The sequence below is a fragment of the Vibrio sp. 14N.309.X.WAT.E.F5 genome, assembly GCF_030397615.1.
Classification (GTDB): Bacteria; Pseudomonadota; Gammaproteobacteria; order Enterobacterales; family Vibrionaceae; genus Vibrio; species Vibrio lentus.
The window spans coordinates 343452-358413 of the sequence record NZ_JAPNXR010000003.1 but is presented as its reverse complement, the minus strand read 5'-3'; the positions used below and the strand labels follow the sequence as shown (position 1 = coordinate 358413).

The window sequence follows — 14962 nt, the reverse complement described above, 5'->3', positions numbered from 1 at the left end:
CTATGAATCATGACATCATATCTTTAAAGCCTTACCGCCAACTTAGCAGTACTGTGGCGGCGCAGATTAATGCGGTCGCAGGGCATTGTTTTGACAACCAAGCCATTCATCTTGATTTTGGTCAACTGGTATTAACCCCGAAATTTGTTGATGAGTTAGTCGAAATAACCCTAACTCATTTAGGTATCGAAGGCACAGGGTATGTGAGAGTCAAAGACATTGAGCGTTTGCTTGGGCTAGAAGTAAAACACCTTGAAAAAGAATATCTTGAATATCTTATATCAATGAATCTTGCCAAAGAGGGAGTGCAATATGTACGCTTCATTGATAAAGAAAATCAGGTTGCTCTCCCCTCTCTTATGACCTGTATCTTTAAGTGTAGTCGTATCAGAACAACCATGTATTTGGTTGCCGAATTGCTCGATCTTGACACTGAATATTTACAGCCTAAGCCACAACGTTTACCCGCAGATCTTAAGTTATCGGTTAGCTGGGCTCCATTTGAAACATACTTAAGCTGTGATGAATTAACCACGTTGTCTTCTGAAGATGTGGTTCTGGTGTACCCCAAATAAATGCAATTCACGTTAAATCCAATCGAGCAATTTTTGCTCAATCTCGAGCAAAGTGAACGGACGGTATTTAGTGAGTATCCCGACTATCTTATTTATCCCATTCTGCCGTTTTTTCAGCTCGTTCATGTTTGCAATACGGAACAGGTGATGGAACTGCTGAACCAGTTTGAATCGGTACTAGGTGGTTACTTGATACGGGTTGACGGTTACTTAGCGTTTACTTGTCCTGAGTTTAGTGTCCGCGAAGATGATCTTCGTCGTTTGACTCTTCAATTGTTAGAAATAATGAGGTTCTAATATGTTATCCCCCACTTCCTCTGTTGGCCGTCTTGTTGTCGAGCCCTCCTCCAATACCGATGAAAGTCGGCCTGATAGTTTAAGAGGAGATAGGTCTCTGATAGCGTCAGTTAGCCCTCGACAGACGACTGTGCCTAGTGATGAAAGTCCAGACCGACTAATGGTCGCAACGTCAGCGTTTGCTTCTGATAGTTCAGCAGCTGAGGAAAGCGAAGCTGAGAAAAAAATATCCTGTAAAAAAAGTAGCAACAATAAAAAAAAGGTCGAGAGGAAATCCAATCGATATCATGACAAGACGAAAGCGAAAGCTCACCTTGGTGCCTGTGTGACAGGAGGCATTGCAATGGGGGTGTTAGCTGGGCCTATTGGTTTGGTGTTTGCTGCGGTTTACATTAATGCTATGTGTGTGACCATGTATGGTGGCAGCCAATTTGTCACTGGAGATAAAAAGGAGAATAAAAAGCCTGAAGAAGAGTTGCCGCAGGAGAGCACATCGCCTCATCCGACAGCTAACAGCGATCCTTTAAGGCCAGAACCCGCATCACAACCAGAGCAAGATGATGGTAAAGGTGAGGGAGAGGCCGACCGTAGCTACTATAATAAAGTTAATAGTGATAATTTCACCTTTGCTCCAGTGATCTCCTCCGGAGATAACATCACCATCAATGGTAACATCTATCTCTACCCTGGTGCGGATTATCAACCCACGCCCAACGCAGATCACACGTCGAAAAATGCAGCGACGCAAACCTCGGAACAAGCTTCAGAAACTTTAGTTCAAGAGCAAGACCGGTCTGTTTTCGTTACTAACATAACCCAAGTACCATCACCGAGCATTGAACAGACCGGGCCCCTAGATGAAACCGTGAAACAAATTTTGGTTGACCCTTCCGCTAACAGTCAACTGTTTCATTGTACATTCAGTGATGGGATGAACGCTTATTTACGTGCAGACCCGCACCTTATTACTCCTACTAAGGTAGCGACTCATCAACAGCATATTCACCAACAGCAGGTTGGGACACCTTCTTCACCTCCGACCGGTTTTCTAGGTTGGGTTAAAAACGGAAAAAATGATAGTTGGATACAGACGAATCAGTTTACCCCTGTACAAACCACTGAAGGCCCGATTAGAGGCAAGAATTACGAAGCCGATGCAGGCCTGAACCTCAGCAGTGGTGAGCGCTCGCATAATGCTCCTCCTGTGTCACTTTCGTCAAATCAAGGTAATCAGGATCCTTTGGATGATGACGACTCTACAGCATTAAAGTTTACAACTGAAAAGGTTAGGACGGCTGAGCTGAAATATCGTAACGACGCTCAGCTTTCTACAATTTCATCTCGACCGGTGGAAGAGACACATTCGGTAGGTTCTGGAAATTCAGGTTTGAGTGAGCAACATAGTTCAGAAAAACCTGAAAATGAACCAGAGCTTGGCAAGCTGCCAGAAACAGAAAAGCATCATTTATATAAAGAAGAAAATCTTGTTACATCGGATAGGATCTTAACTGGCTTAGATAGTTCTGCGACAACCGGTTCTTTAGGCTGGGTTAAAGGTGAAGATAATAGCGGTTGGAAACAAACGAATCAGTTTACTCCTGTGCAAACCACTGAAGGCCCCATTAGAGGTAAGAACTACGAAGCCGATGCGGGTTCGAGTATCAACAGTGGTGAGCGATTACATAACGCTCCTTCTGTGTCACTTTCGTCAAATCAAGGCTCTGCGGAGCCTTTGAGCGATGACGATTCTATTGAATTACAGTCGACTACTAATGAAGTCAAGGTGGCTGAGTTGATATCTCGCAACGATACCTCGGAGCCTTTGAGTGATGACGACTTTATCGAATTGCAGTCGACTACTAATGAAGTCAAGATGGCTGAGTTGATATCTCGCAACGATACCTCGGAGCCTTTGAGTGATGACGACTTTATCGAATTGCAGTCGACTACTAATGAAGTCAAGATGGCTGAGTTGATATCTCGCAACGATACCTCGGAGCCTTTGAGTGATGACGACTTTATCGAATTGCAGTCGACTACTAATGAAGTCAAGATGGCTGAGTTGATATCTCGCAACGATACCTCGGAGCCTTTGAGTGATGACGACTTTATCGAATTACAGTCGACCACTAATGAAGTCAAGGTGGCTGAGTTGATATCTCGAAACGATACCTCGGAGCCTTTGAGCGATGATGATTCTATCGAATTACAGCCGACCACTAATGAATTCAAGGTAGCTGAGTTGATATCTCGAAACGATACCTCGGAGCCTTTGAGCGACGACGGTTTTATCGAATTACAGCAGACCACTAATGAGGTCAAGGTGGCTGAGTTGATATCTCGTAGCGATTCTAAAGGTTCTTTGATTTCATCTAAAGTGAGCTCGAAAGAAGATATCCCTGAAAAGAAAGAGACAGCTTTTCTATCAGAACATATTTTATCGGGTGGTTGGAAGTTTGAGGTTCAAGGTGGTAAAGCTCGTTGGGTTAATGTTCAAGCGAGCAATTCAAATACTCAACAAAGACCAGTGATCCTTAGTGCTGGGTCAGCCATTAGTGGTGTTGCGCAAAACTATACGCAAGGTATTTTTGCTAATGTGAAGGACCTTGATGAAAGTCGACGAGAGTCTTTTCATAAGCTTCAAGAGGGGGTATCAGTAAAGCAGCTCTCAGAGTTTAATATTATAAACGGGAAAGCTGAACGGCCTTTGGATAAACAGAATATCGCTTATGTCGCGTAGTGAATAAATCTGTCAAAAGCAGAGGTTTGTATTAAAAGACTAAGTTCAGGTTTAGTCTTTTTTTTTCTTTTGAGCTCAGTGAGCTTGATTGGTTAAGGTACGCCGAAGTATTGAACAGAGGTGTTCCCTTGTACATTGAAATTGAACCAGAACAGCGAGTGATTCCACAAATCACACTTAAGCGCAGGCGTAGCTCTAATGTAATTAAAAAGTCTGAGGTACGCCTTTTTCACGAAGCTCAGGCGTTGTTGATGGCGATAGAAGAGCAAACGCAAGAGCATCAAAAGATTCTTGAGAAACAAGTATTGCGGATGATTGAAGACAAAGAGCAGGCACTCAATGAATACGTGGAGAAAGCTTACGATAAGGTCATAGAAAGTTGGCTGCGTCAGCAGAGTGAGTGGTTTGAACATGCCCAACATCAACTGGCGGAATTGCTCAATGATCAACAAAACAACTTCAATCAAGTCAAGCAAGAACTCAAAAGATCGATTGCTACCTCGGTCAATTCACGTCTAACCAAATTGAATCAAAGTGACCATCTGATTGGTCACCTGGTTGAGTTGCTGCACGCTGAAATTGATGATGAAGCGAGAAACTTGTCGGTAAAAAAAATCACCCAAGAAGATGGCGTGGTTTTAACTATCGAGAATGAAGACAGTATTATCAGTATTAACACTGTTAGCCTCATTAATGAGTTGAGAGCGGGTTTGGACCAATTATGATAACTCGGTTCAAAGGTCGGTCGTTACTGTTCAACCCGAGCAGTGTCATTATTGCTTTGCTATTGCCTACCATTATTTTGGTGACTTTACCTGGCGGTATTATCGATGCATTTATTCTAGTCAGCTTTATCAGTTCCGCTTTGCTATTGGTGATCATGTTAGAAAATGATGACCCTCTGAACGTCACTTTTTTGCCTACAGTGGTGCTACTACTGACTACCTTTCGCTTATTGCTTTCTATTGCAACTACCCGAAATATTATTGCAAACGAGGATGTTGGCGATGTAATTGAAACTGTCGGCGAGTTTGTAATGGGCGGTAATTTGATTTCTGGCCTACTTATTTTTGTCATTATCACCATTGTTCAGTTTTTAGTGGTTACTAAAGGCGGAGAGCGGGTTGCCGAAGTCGGTGCCCGATTTTCTCTTGACGCACTACCCGGTAGACAGATGACGATTGATGGTGACTTGAAAAGTGGCCTCATTACTGGTGAGCAGGCGCAAAAATTACGTTCAGATCTTAGTACTGAAAATAAACTATTTGGTTCGCTTGATGGGGCTATGAAGTTTGTTAAAGGGGACTCTATCGCTGGGATTCTAATCAGTCTAGTTAACCTGTTTGGCGGTATTTATGTCGGCATCAATCAATTTGACTTATCGCTTTCAGAGAGTGTGAGTCGGTTTTCGGTTCTAACAATTGGTGATGGCCTTGTCTCTCAGATCCCGAGTTTGTTGCTCTCGATGGCATGTGGGGTTTACTTAACCCGAATTAAAGGTGCTGGAGAAGAATCAAGTCCTTTTATTGAACAGTTAATGACGCAAATTGGTGTGTTCTGGAAAAGCCTATTGGTCATCGGATTCGTCATCTTTGCGCTTGGCCTATCTAATAGCAACTTGTTGTACGTTTGTGCACCTCTCGCGCTGATGTGCGCGTTATTGGCTTTTTTATTATGGCGTAAGCAAGCCCAGCCAACAGCCATAGCGGTATTTGAGCCGTTAGGTTCTGGTGTATTTCAGTCGCTTAAATTTGTTATTCGCGAAGGTAACCATCAGCTTGTTATTCAGCGTAGAGTCGAAGATATTGAGCAAGTTTTGTGGGGGCAGTCTTTGGGGGTGCCTGCAGTAACTGTTAATGCCCAGCTCGATAATGATATTGAAGTCTATGTCTCCGGTATATGTATTTTCCGTTTTAGTCATGACGCTTCGCAGTCTGTAATTGAAGTGATGGAGGATGATGTTTTTATCCGCCATCAAGATGTTGTATCAAATGTTTCGACAATCGTTGATTACTTTCTACGAAAACGCTTAGTGGAAAAATATAACCTCCAATATACCAGCAATATTGTAGATGGGTTGGCGACGCAGAGTGAAGTGATGAAAAACGAAATCGACTCAGCGATTGGTTTGAATCGTGTTCATGATGTTTTGAAAGAGATGATCCGTTCATCTGAATTCTATTTGGATAGGATTAGCTTTTTTGAGGCGCTGATCTACTGGTCTCGTATTGAAAGCGAGCCTAAAAACTGGTTGATCCGCATTCGTAGCCAAGCGCGTTATGAGATTACATCACGCTTACTTCATAACCAAGATAAGCTGCATGTTGCTCTACTTGATCCCCCATTAACGGAATTGATTGAATCATTTGTTATGGGTGAGACGGAAGATGTAGATCGATTGATTGATATTCAACAAAGCTTGCGTAAAGAAGTGGTGCGTTTAACGACACAGTACGGATGTAAGCCTGTTTTAGTGGTTAATGATAGCGAGGTCAATCCGGTGAAATCCTTTTTCCAGCAGGTAATGTCAACAGTTGTGGTGTGTAGCCATGGCGATATTGCCGACTCTTCTTATGTTGCGACATCTGAGCCACTTCAGATTGCAAGTTAAGGGGACTTAAATGGAATCCACTGAACCTAAAAAATATCCGCCTACGGAAAAGAAATTACGCGATCTGAAAAAGAAAGGGCAGTTTCCCAAAACTGAACTGGCGGAGCCGACTTTAGAGTTGATTGTGTTTGCTGTGGTGCTAATTGGTGTCATTTTTCTACTCTTCGAAAACGCAGACCGTTGGATGGAAGAAATGCTTTACTCCGACGTTCAAGTTGGTTTTAAGTTGATGCTTTCATTGATTAGTGCAGTGATTGGGGGGTTGGTACTGGTCAAAATGATTATGGCGGTTATTGATTGGGTTGTTATTAATAAAAATGTTATCAACACCGAATCCTTGGGGTTAAAAATTGAAAAGCTTCACCCTGTTACTGGGTTCAAGAATATTTTTGGTATTGAGGCAATGTCACGCTCATTGCGTAAGGTCTTAGAGCTGCTTTTTCTTCTGTTTTTGCTCAAGTATGTTTTTGATATTGCAGGTGACGAACTTAATACACTCAAAGAGATCAACAATCGCAGCTTCTTTCTCTACAACTTGGTGTTCTGTCTATTGATGGTGTCACTGTTATTTTTTGTTTATGGGGTGAGTGTTGGTTGTGTCGATTTCTTAGTCGAGCGTTACCACTTTGAACGAAAAAACCGTATGACGTTCACTGAGATGAAGAATGAAATGAAAGAAACGGAAGGATCACCCGAAATAAAATCAGAACGCAAAAGAAAGATGCGCGAGGTTATGGAGGCTCCTATTACCAAAGGTAGAACACCGACATTTGCCTTGGCAAACCCAACTCATATTTTGGTTCCTGTCTGTTTTGAACCACATATTGATAAAGCTCCGGTTGTCTTAAAAATCAGTACGGACTTATTCGCTCAGGAAGAAAAAAAGCGTTTAAAGATGATGAACGTGCCGATTATTGAACACAAACCTTTGGCACGAGCCTTCTATCGCAAGATGAAGCACGGTGAAGATTTTATTCCTAAAGAATTCTATCGTGACGTGGCCATGATCCTATCTGCCCTTAAAAAGCATCAAAAGAATGAACAATCTAAATAAAATCAGCCTCCCGTTGGTCGGGGTGATCATGCTAAGCGCGTGCAGTAACCAGGTTCGAGACGACAATTTAATACTCGATTATGATTGGAAACCCGATGTGTACAATTTGGTGATCGCTAATGTTGCCGATGCCGATAATTTGCGATTTTGGGTTCGGCGGGCCCCGGAATACGCAGAAGGATCGCCGCACCAAAGAGCCTGTGTTGAGGTTGCGCAACCGACAGAGGCAAATCGATTCTATATTGCTAACCTAAATACTTATGGTCTGACGGAAGTGAAAAGCTGTAGTGAAAATTATCTGGCGGTCAATAACCTAGTTGAACCAGAAAGAAGCCAGGCCTTTGATGGTGAGCAATGGCGAACAGTCTATGGTATTTCCAAAAGTGAACTCAATCATTCAAGTTTGTTACTTAAGTTTGAAAACTTGTTTCCCGTCAATGAGTTTAGTCTGACCAGAAAAGCGCGTAATTCTTTGATTGCTGTGTTAACGGAATTACAAAAGTGGCCAGTACAAAGCGTGACTATTTATGGAGTGGCTGATTCATCTGGCACTTATTCTACTAATCGAACGCTGGCGGACCAACGAGCGAAAGTGACTCGTGAATTTTTAATAGAAGAAGGATTGAGGTATGTCCCTGTGCATATCAGAGGTAGTGTTGAAAATGGTCTAGATACGGCGCAGCAGCGAGTCGGTCAAAGACGTTTCATGATAGAGGTAAAGTTAAAAAAACATGAAAAATAGAAAGTTTTTTTTATTGATCAATGAATTTGTTCACTTGAATCACGGAGGCAGCCTTCACCTTGAAGGAGGCGATGCTTTAATTTGTCAATATAAAGAGCGGCAGATAAGAGTTGAGAATGGCGCTAGGCTTGGTTTACATGGGCAAATTGTGCTGGTGACAAAAATCAATCAGCAGTCATTGTCCGCTAACCTGTCGCTCAAGCTCAATGCCGATTTTCGCCTTACGGCGGACGGCTACATCGCCTGTATCACAGAGCAAGACTTTGATTTTATGCGCCATATTACGTTGCCGGAACATCCTCAGGAACTACTCCGTCTGTTAAATGAGTTTGTTGTTCAAACCACTATATTGGATGAAGAGATAAAACTACATGTGGTTGATTGAATTTGTAGACGGCCACCTCCACGGTGTATCGCTGCCATTGCAAACAACATTCTCTCTCATGGGCAACAAAGAGGTCAGGCGAGATAATCAACTTTCTGTGCCGGAATATCTTCCTAGTGATACGGAATTAGTTTTTAAAATAGAAGATCAAGCATGGTTCGTGAAAGGTTTTCGTCGCGGCGATAAGCTTAAAAAACTGGTGGCTAATAGAGTCTACAGCTTTAAAGGGTTGAGTTTTTTCTTATATCAAGAAGGAGAGAGGAGCCCGAAGTTACGTCGTTTTGGTTTTAGGCAGTATCAGCCCGTGGTGGCTTTTACTTTGCTCCTTAATGTTGCACTGGCGGCTACAGCATTGGCTTTTTTTTATAATCAGCAGCAGACGTTGATTGCAGGATATTTAAATATGTTGGGTTCTGGTTTTATTAAAGACGGCAAGTTAAACGTTTTTGATGAAGCAGCGCTGCAGGCTCTTCCTGATTACTGGCAGGACAACCTTAGATTAGTAGAATCAAACCAATACCTTCGATTAACGCAACTCGATATTGAGCTAGTTTCTTCTCTGACAGGAAAATCGCTTGAGAGTCAGTTGGTATCTAAAGCTAGCAGAGATGAAGTTCAGGTTAATACCTATGAAGAAGAGAATCAGATAATGCTTCTGTTTGGGGAGTATGGATTAACGTTTTCTAAGGTGGGGGATAATTGGTTTGTGTCAGATCGGGTTAAAGCGGAGCAGTTATTGAAGAGTGCAGGGCTCGGCTCATTGACGGCGAACCTAAAAACGAAACTTGACCAAACCGAGGTCATTTCTAGTAGAGAATTCCCGTACTCAATTTTTTATTCAACCACTTCTGGTGGCTATATTTACGACCAACAAGGGCGCTATTGGGAAGGTAGCACTGTCCCAAGCCTCGGGGTCATTCAATCGATAACTCGAGACAAAGTCGTATTCAAAAATACTCATAAAACTCGTGTGTACCTAATTCAACCATAGTAGGAAAATAGTATGTCAGAAATTCATATTGGAATGACGCGAGTTCCGAGCGTGCAAGACCAGGGCTCGGAACAAGCAAAAGCCATCGTTGAAAACAGCCCACTGGTTCAGCGAGTAGTCAACGCAAGCCGGGATACAAGTTCGTCACAATATCTCTTTACTCCTGGGTTTTCCGATCCACTAGACCTTATTGATCAACTGTTATCCAAGTACATTGAGGATCAAACCGCTAAAGCGGATGAGACAGCTCAAACAATAGAGACACAATCGAGTGCTATTGCTGAAATTAACCGGTTATGGGGATTAATCATGGCAGAAACACTCCCTAATACCGATCCTTCAAATAATGATGAGACGGGTCTGAAAAATGTAAAAATATCATCAAATCCAGATGTTTATGCTCTGGATGAAATTGATAGGATTATCAAGAAGGATTTAAATGACGGGCAAGGAATCGCAGCAATTACAGGTAAGGAGCTCAGTGCGACAAAAGATATGAAGGTCTCTTATGGAACCTTACAAGAATACAATGCTACGATGACAGCGTACTGTGACACGATTCAGGTTGACCTAGATACACAGCAGCAGGAGTTTAAAAATATTATGACGGAAATATCATCGGCTCAAGAAGAGATACGTGATGTGCGCCGTGCCATTGTGGCGATTACACAGGGGTAAATAATGAAAGTTGCAATTGATGTTGTGGTTGGACACACCACGATGACTCTGGATGAACTTAATCAGTTACATAAAGGTCAGATTAAACCCGTAGCGGACTTTATCCAGTCTGAAGTCATGCTTAAAAGTGGCAATGAGCTGATTGCAACAGGAACACTCGTCAAAGTTGACGAGCAGTTTTGTGTAGCAATTGACGAAATTAACGTAACAGCATAACTAAGCTAAATCATTAATAACCAAAGATAAAAATTTGAACCGTCCTTTTTATGAGTTTTTGAGGTTTTTTGATATTTTTATTTTTACTGGTTTTTGTGTTTTATAAATTCATGGGTTTTTCACGGCATTTTTATCATTTTTTTTCCAAATTAATACATTATCTCTATCGTTAATTTACTCATAAAATAGTACGCGGTTCTAACATTAGACACTGAATCAGCATATTAGGGTGGAGTGACGTCAGCGATCCAGATGAGTTGGTGTTTTATCGCCTTGTTTGGGTTAATAAAATAGAGCAAGAATAATCAGTGTATATAGGGGTGAATGATGGAAAGAAATTACGTATTGGGAAATCAGGTGATTTTTGACATTTTAAAACGTGAGGTTGTTGCCTGTGATCACGTTGTGAATTTGGGGGGGCGGGAAGCTGCAATTCTCAAATTACTGTGTGAACGAAGTAATCAAGTATTAAGCAAAGATGAGATTCATGAGCAGGTTTGGGGAAGGGTTTTGGTGAGTGAAACGTCTCTGACCAAAGCAATTTCCAATTTACGTAAATCGCTAGCCTTATTTAGTGATCTGGCTTGCGAGATAAAAACCGTACCGAAAGAGGGTTATATGTTGATTCTTGATGATGAGGCCGTAGCCCAATTATCGTCCGAAGATATACCGACCTTGGCGATTAAAAGTATCGTTAGTAGCACTAAACCGGTTATCAATTCTTCTTATCTTAACTCTGTTTCTGAACCTATCAGTTCCCCTGTTAAGGGGACATTTTGGTTTACAATGGTTTTTTCTGCTTCTTTATTGGCCTCGGTTCTGACGACTGGAATTCTGCTTTTTATGAGATGAACTCTCTGCATCTTGGGATAGCAATGGCGTTTGTCGTTGCTGTTCTCCTACCTACACGCTAGATAGTTCAGTGTTTTTACGAATTAAGGTGATTTGAATAAAAACAGTTCATGTAATATCCAATGGACGTATTTATTCCGATATTATCATTTTTATTAATTACAATAATGTCCTGTTTCGTGCATAGATAAACTTGTTCGGTTAAAACTAACAGGTAAGTTTATGTACTCTACATCATTAATGTCTGTTTATTCTCGATCCAGTGGAACGGAAGTAGATTCAGTCCAGCAAGGTCTCTTGTTTACTCCCGTAAAGCGTCGAGAGATTGAAGCAAAACATTTTATTGATTTGACGAGTGTCGATGACCACCATGGTTTAAAAATGATGCTGTCGCTCAGAAAAGGTAAACTCGTCTTAATTACGGGTAAGAACAAAGGCTTATTACGTGAGTTCTTGCATCAACGAAGCTTTTCTAAGCCTAACTACTACCAAGCAGAGGTCAGGACGCCCGATGCTCACTTTAGTCGTTTGTGGGTTGGCCACGATAATAAGCTTCATGCTTGTTACAGAGACACAAAAACAGGTAATGAACGTCACTGCATTTTAAAGCTCATCGGTGAATTTACCGAGAACCTGCGGGCAGAGGGAGCTGGCTTCAATGTACGAGTCGATAAAACACCTGCTCAGGCTGACGTCAAAGACACGCCTACTGAATCTTGCTCGGTAATAATGTTAAAGGGTGAAACACCTACGAAAGTAATCCTAGCTAGCCCAAGAGAACTTGTGATAGGTGAAGAGGAAAGCGTGAAGCTTGATTTACGCCTGTCTTCCAATGAATATATTACCAGCATAAAGCCTTGCGGTTCAACGCTTCAAGTGGTGATCGAAAGTGCTACTAAAGTGTCCAAGGTAAGATATGTTGATGCGCAGCATCTGACTTTACAAAAAGGGGACAATAGTTTATCTCCCATAGTGTCCGACAGCCCTCCTATCGCTTTTGCGCATTTTAACGTCAATAACAGTAACCATTTTGCAAATGCCAACCCTTTTATAGATCACAAAATTAAGCATATTGGAAATCAATATGTGCCTTTATCGGGTTGGATTGACAGTATAAAGCATCGGTTGTCTCGTGGTCATGAAAAGTGGAATCGCGGAAGAAAAATTGATGCGGTAAAGTCGTTCGCTAAAGTCGTTGATCCTGGCCTACAAACTTCAGTTCATTGGGTAAAGGATAAGATAGAACGCCAGAAAGTTTCTCCTGTAATCATGTCCGTTGAGAAACGAATTTCCCATGAACTAAGTCAGCAAGAGTACCTGCAGTCAAAATGGGAGCAAGGGATATCACTCAACCAGATTATCAGTAGTTCAGCTAGGGTGTATAAGAAAACGGATCAGGAAATGCGGATTGCCATGGCGGTACAAGCTGGTTCTGATAGGTCATCGACAGTAGGTGTTGAACCGGCTAAGCAGGGGGTAGCTAAGCAATTATCCAACAGTACCACCATCTTAGATCAGTTAGTGTTAGGTTTTAAACGCGAGCATGGCTCTTATGATAAACACCTAAAACAACGAATCATTTCATTGCAGCAACGAATGGATGATTTACTCGGCCACCCTTCATCTGATGTGTTGTTTGACTTCACTCAGTTTGCATCAATACAAATGTCATTGACTGCTTTATCTGAAGCTAAATCAACGCCTTTTACCCTGCAAGATCTTGACCTGTATCTACCTTATATTGAGCGCACATTGACCAATGCACGCCTTTATTTAGCGACTCAGGTGAGCGAACAGTTTAAACAGGGTAAAGCACAATCAAATCAAACATTGGCTAATAAGTTATTCACTGAAAATCATGGTGAATGTAATCAGGCTGTTTTACGAGGTCTTGCATCGATGAAGGCACTGCGGAGTGCCCATAAATCGGGTGTTAGATTAGCTGAGTCTATGGGCAATACCCATAGTGGTTTGGGAAAAATTTGGAATGATTGGATGGGGCGGCAAACTCCAGCACATCAGATCACTGAGCAGATCAGCGATCGAGTGAGTACTTTACCTCAAGGCGATGCTTTGACTCTAAGTGCCCATTATGGGGTGAGTGGTTTTGCGGGGGTAGCTCATTTCGGGTTACCGTTTTCTGGGGGATATTTCGCCGGGGTGGTCGCCAACTATGAGAAGCATTACGACTGTAAGCTGCTCTCTTTGGAGGGGAATACAACTCAAATTCAATTCGTGCGCAAGGGTGAAAAAGGCGCAAGTGCTATCGTTGGGACTGGTGGAGGCTTAGAAGATCTAACTAAATTAGTCAGATATCGTAATGGCTCTTTAGTCACCCTTATGCCATTTGAAGCGACTTTAGCGTTAACGGCAATGAAAGACAGTCAGCAGAGCTTTGCTTTTGATGTGAGTAATGATGATTTGCAGAAAACTCTTGGGTATCTATTTAGAACAGAGGATTGGCAGCAGGGCCTTGAAACTGAGTTTAATAAGGCTCAGTTTTCCAGTAGTGATTCATCAATAGCAAAGGTGAGTGGTTCCGCAAATAGCCAATTCAGATTTCAACTGGGCATTGATGCCTCTCCTAGTCTTTCAATGGTGATGCCTCGAACGTATGTTAAAGCCGGTATTGACATCGAATTGAGTAGACAACAAGCCAGGGAGTTTAAGCTAGGGGAACAAACTAGTGCCACACAAAGCGTGGATTATTTTGTCAGTGTGGATGCAGAAGCTAACAGTGGTGCGAGCGTGATGCTATTTCCGCTATCGTCTACCCATGCATTTCCAATAGCCATTGATGAAAAGACGTTTGTGTCAGTTAAGCCATTTGGTGATGGATTAACTGCGCATTACCCCACAAAACATCAAACAACGGAAACGATTAGTAAGCTCAGCCAACAGTCAAAGCCAGCCAGTTCAGATATCACTTCTCAACAGCTTGAGCTGCTATGTACTGTGCTAGAAAATTTCAAACGATGTATTGAAAAGCATCCTGAATGGGATATCGCAACGCAAAACCTCGCTAAATCACAACTTATGACTTTGTTTAATGCAAGGCAAAGTGGTTCTCATCAAGTTATCAAAACTATTGCTGCAGAGAATATACAACATTTAAAAGTATCGTATGAGCAAAAGATCAGCTGGAGTTCTCGTTGGGCGGATAACATGCGCCGAGCTTTTCATATCACGCCCAAACATTCTGCGTCTCTTGGTCAGTTAATGGAGGCTTATCCATCCGGGGGGAAGATGCTGAGAGCTTTACGTGCATCAAGCCAAAGTCAGAGCCAAATGCTAAATGTGGACAAAGCATCTTCGGTAACAGCTGTAGCAAAATATCAGATGCCCATAAGTGTGTTAATTGATCAGTTTAAACAAACCCTTGAGCAGCTTGACGATGTGCAAGACAGTAAAAGCGTCAGGGCGATTTTTAAATCCTTGAATCAACAGTTGAATAGAAAAGGTGAGACTGGGCGGAGTCTTTATAAGTTGAGTAAAATTGAGTGTATGCGAGCGTCTTCGTTGAGTCGTCATCCCGCTGGAGTTTTACCCATGGTTAAAGTTAAAAAACTCAGCCAGGTAATGCTTAATGAGTCTTTAGGTGACATTAACTTCTTGTATTCAGAGGAGGGTGAACCTGAAGTCATCAATCGTCTTGATGGCTCTTTATATAGTGTACCAAGTTAATATCCAGAAGAGTCTTGGGTGGTAAAAGCTGACCTTTTTTGAGTGTGCATGATAAGGGTAATTATCAGGAATTTTCACTGTGTGGTGACAGGTTGTTTAGTGATAATGCGCTCAACACATCACATAATGGAAACAAG

At 42.1% G+C, this 14962-nt stretch carries 13 protein-coding genes; all 13 read left to right on the top strand.

The genetic code is table 11. The features are described 5' to 3' along the window. The first annotated feature begins 2 nt into the window (after window positions 1-2). Window positions 3-575, top strand: coding sequence for a hypothetical protein (locus OW495_RS06000; protein WP_065105938.1), 573 nt, complete (start codon window positions 3-5; stop codon window positions 573-575). Window positions 576-722: 147 nt separating this feature from the next. Continuing rightward, a complete protein-coding gene (locus OW495_RS05995; protein ID WP_237323387.1) occupies window positions 723-872 on the top strand; it encodes a hypothetical protein in 150 nt (49 codons plus the stop codon). A gap of 160 nt (window positions 873-1032) precedes the next feature. Further along, window positions 1033-3612 carry a hypothetical protein gene (locus OW495_RS05990; RefSeq protein WP_289885575.1) on the top strand — a complete coding sequence of 860 codons (2580 nt, stop codon included), beginning with the start codon at window positions 1033-1035 and terminating at the stop codon, window positions 3610-3612. A 128-nt stretch (window positions 3613-3740) separates the two neighbouring features. Continuing rightward, a complete protein-coding gene (locus OW495_RS05985) occupies window positions 3741-4337 on the top strand; it encodes a hypothetical protein (protein WP_017107719.1) in 597 nt (198 codons plus the stop codon). Next, on the top strand, window positions 4334-6223 hold the full coding sequence (locus tag OW495_RS05980) for an FHIPEP family type III secretion protein (protein WP_102328013.1): 1890 nt from the start codon (window positions 4334-4336) through the stop codon (window positions 6221-6223). Before OW495_RS05985 ends, OW495_RS05980 begins: the two co-directional genes overlap by 4 nt. A 10-nt stretch (window positions 6224-6233) precedes the next feature. Next, window positions 6234-7277 carry an EscU/YscU/HrcU family type III secretion system export apparatus switch protein gene (locus OW495_RS05975; protein WP_019824572.1) on the top strand — a complete coding sequence of 348 codons (1044 nt, stop codon included), beginning with the start codon at window positions 6234-6236 and terminating at the stop codon, window positions 7275-7277. Then, entirely contained in the window at window positions 7261-8019 is a 759-nt protein-coding gene (locus OW495_RS05970) for an OmpA family protein (protein ID WP_019824571.1), read from the top strand. Before OW495_RS05975 ends, OW495_RS05970 begins: the two co-directional genes overlap by 17 nt. Further along, window positions 8009-8404 (top strand): hypothetical protein, encoded by a 396-nt coding sequence (locus OW495_RS05965; protein ID WP_017107715.1) that lies wholly within the window; start codon window positions 8009-8011, stop codon window positions 8402-8404. Before OW495_RS05970 ends, OW495_RS05965 begins: the two co-directional genes overlap by 11 nt. Next, on the top strand, window positions 8391-9395 hold the full coding sequence (locus tag OW495_RS05960) for a hypothetical protein (RefSeq protein ID WP_076670909.1): 1005 nt from the start codon (window positions 8391-8393) through the stop codon (window positions 9393-9395). Before OW495_RS05965 ends, OW495_RS05960 begins: the two co-directional genes overlap by 14 nt. A 12-nt stretch (window positions 9396-9407) precedes the next feature. Further along, window positions 9408-10073: a hypothetical protein gene (locus OW495_RS05955; protein ID WP_102513578.1), complete on the top strand. Its 666-nt coding sequence runs from the start codon at window positions 9408-9410 to the stop codon at window positions 10071-10073. A gap of 3 nt (window positions 10074-10076) precedes the next feature. After that, on the top strand, window positions 10077-10289 hold the full coding sequence (locus tag OW495_RS05950) for a FliM/FliN family flagellar motor C-terminal domain-containing protein (protein WP_019824567.1): 213 nt from the start codon (window positions 10077-10079) through the stop codon (window positions 10287-10289). A 327-nt stretch (window positions 10290-10616) separates the two neighbouring features. After that, window positions 10617-11141 carry a winged helix-turn-helix domain-containing protein gene (locus OW495_RS05945; RefSeq protein ID WP_019824566.1) on the top strand — a complete coding sequence of 175 codons (525 nt, stop codon included), beginning with the start codon at window positions 10617-10619 and terminating at the stop codon, window positions 11139-11141. A gap of 222 nt (window positions 11142-11363) precedes the next feature. Then, window positions 11364-14825, top strand: coding sequence for a hypothetical protein (locus OW495_RS05940; RefSeq protein WP_102513579.1), 3462 nt, complete (start codon window positions 11364-11366; stop codon window positions 14823-14825). The last annotated feature ends 137 nt before the right edge of the window (window positions 14826-14962 follow it).

Coding starts and splice junctions, on each gene's coding strand:
- OW495_RS06000 (WP_065105938.1), top strand. CDS start 3: ATGAATCATGACATCATATCTTTAAAGCCTTACCGCCAACTTAGCAGT.
- OW495_RS05995 (WP_237323387.1), top strand. CDS start 723: ATGGAACTGCTGAACCAGTTTGAATCGGTACTAGGTGGTTACTTGATA.
- OW495_RS05990 (WP_289885575.1), top strand. CDS start 1,033: ATGGTCGCAACGTCAGCGTTTGCTTCTGATAGTTCAGCAGCTGAGGAA.
- OW495_RS05980 (WP_102328013.1), top strand. CDS start 4,334: ATGATAACTCGGTTCAAAGGTCGGTCGTTACTGTTCAACCCGAGCAGT.
- OW495_RS05975 (WP_019824572.1), top strand. CDS start 6,234: ATGGAATCCACTGAACCTAAAAAATATCCGCCTACGGAAAAGAAATTA.
- OW495_RS05970 (WP_019824571.1), top strand. CDS start 7,261: ATGAACAATCTAAATAAAATCAGCCTCCCGTTGGTCGGGGTGATCATG.
- OW495_RS05965 (WP_017107715.1), top strand. CDS start 8,009: ATGAAAAATAGAAAGTTTTTTTTATTGATCAATGAATTTGTTCACTTG.
- OW495_RS05960 (WP_076670909.1), top strand. CDS start 8,391: ATGTGGTTGATTGAATTTGTAGACGGCCACCTCCACGGTGTATCGCTG.
- OW495_RS05955 (WP_102513578.1), top strand. CDS start 9,408: ATGTCAGAAATTCATATTGGAATGACGCGAGTTCCGAGCGTGCAAGAC.
- OW495_RS05950 (WP_019824567.1), top strand. CDS start 10,077: ATGAAAGTTGCAATTGATGTTGTGGTTGGACACACCACGATGACTCTG.
- OW495_RS05945 (WP_019824566.1), top strand. CDS start 10,617: ATGGAAAGAAATTACGTATTGGGAAATCAGGTGATTTTTGACATTTTA.
- OW495_RS05940 (WP_102513579.1), top strand. CDS start 11,364: ATGTACTCTACATCATTAATGTCTGTTTATTCTCGATCCAGTGGAACG.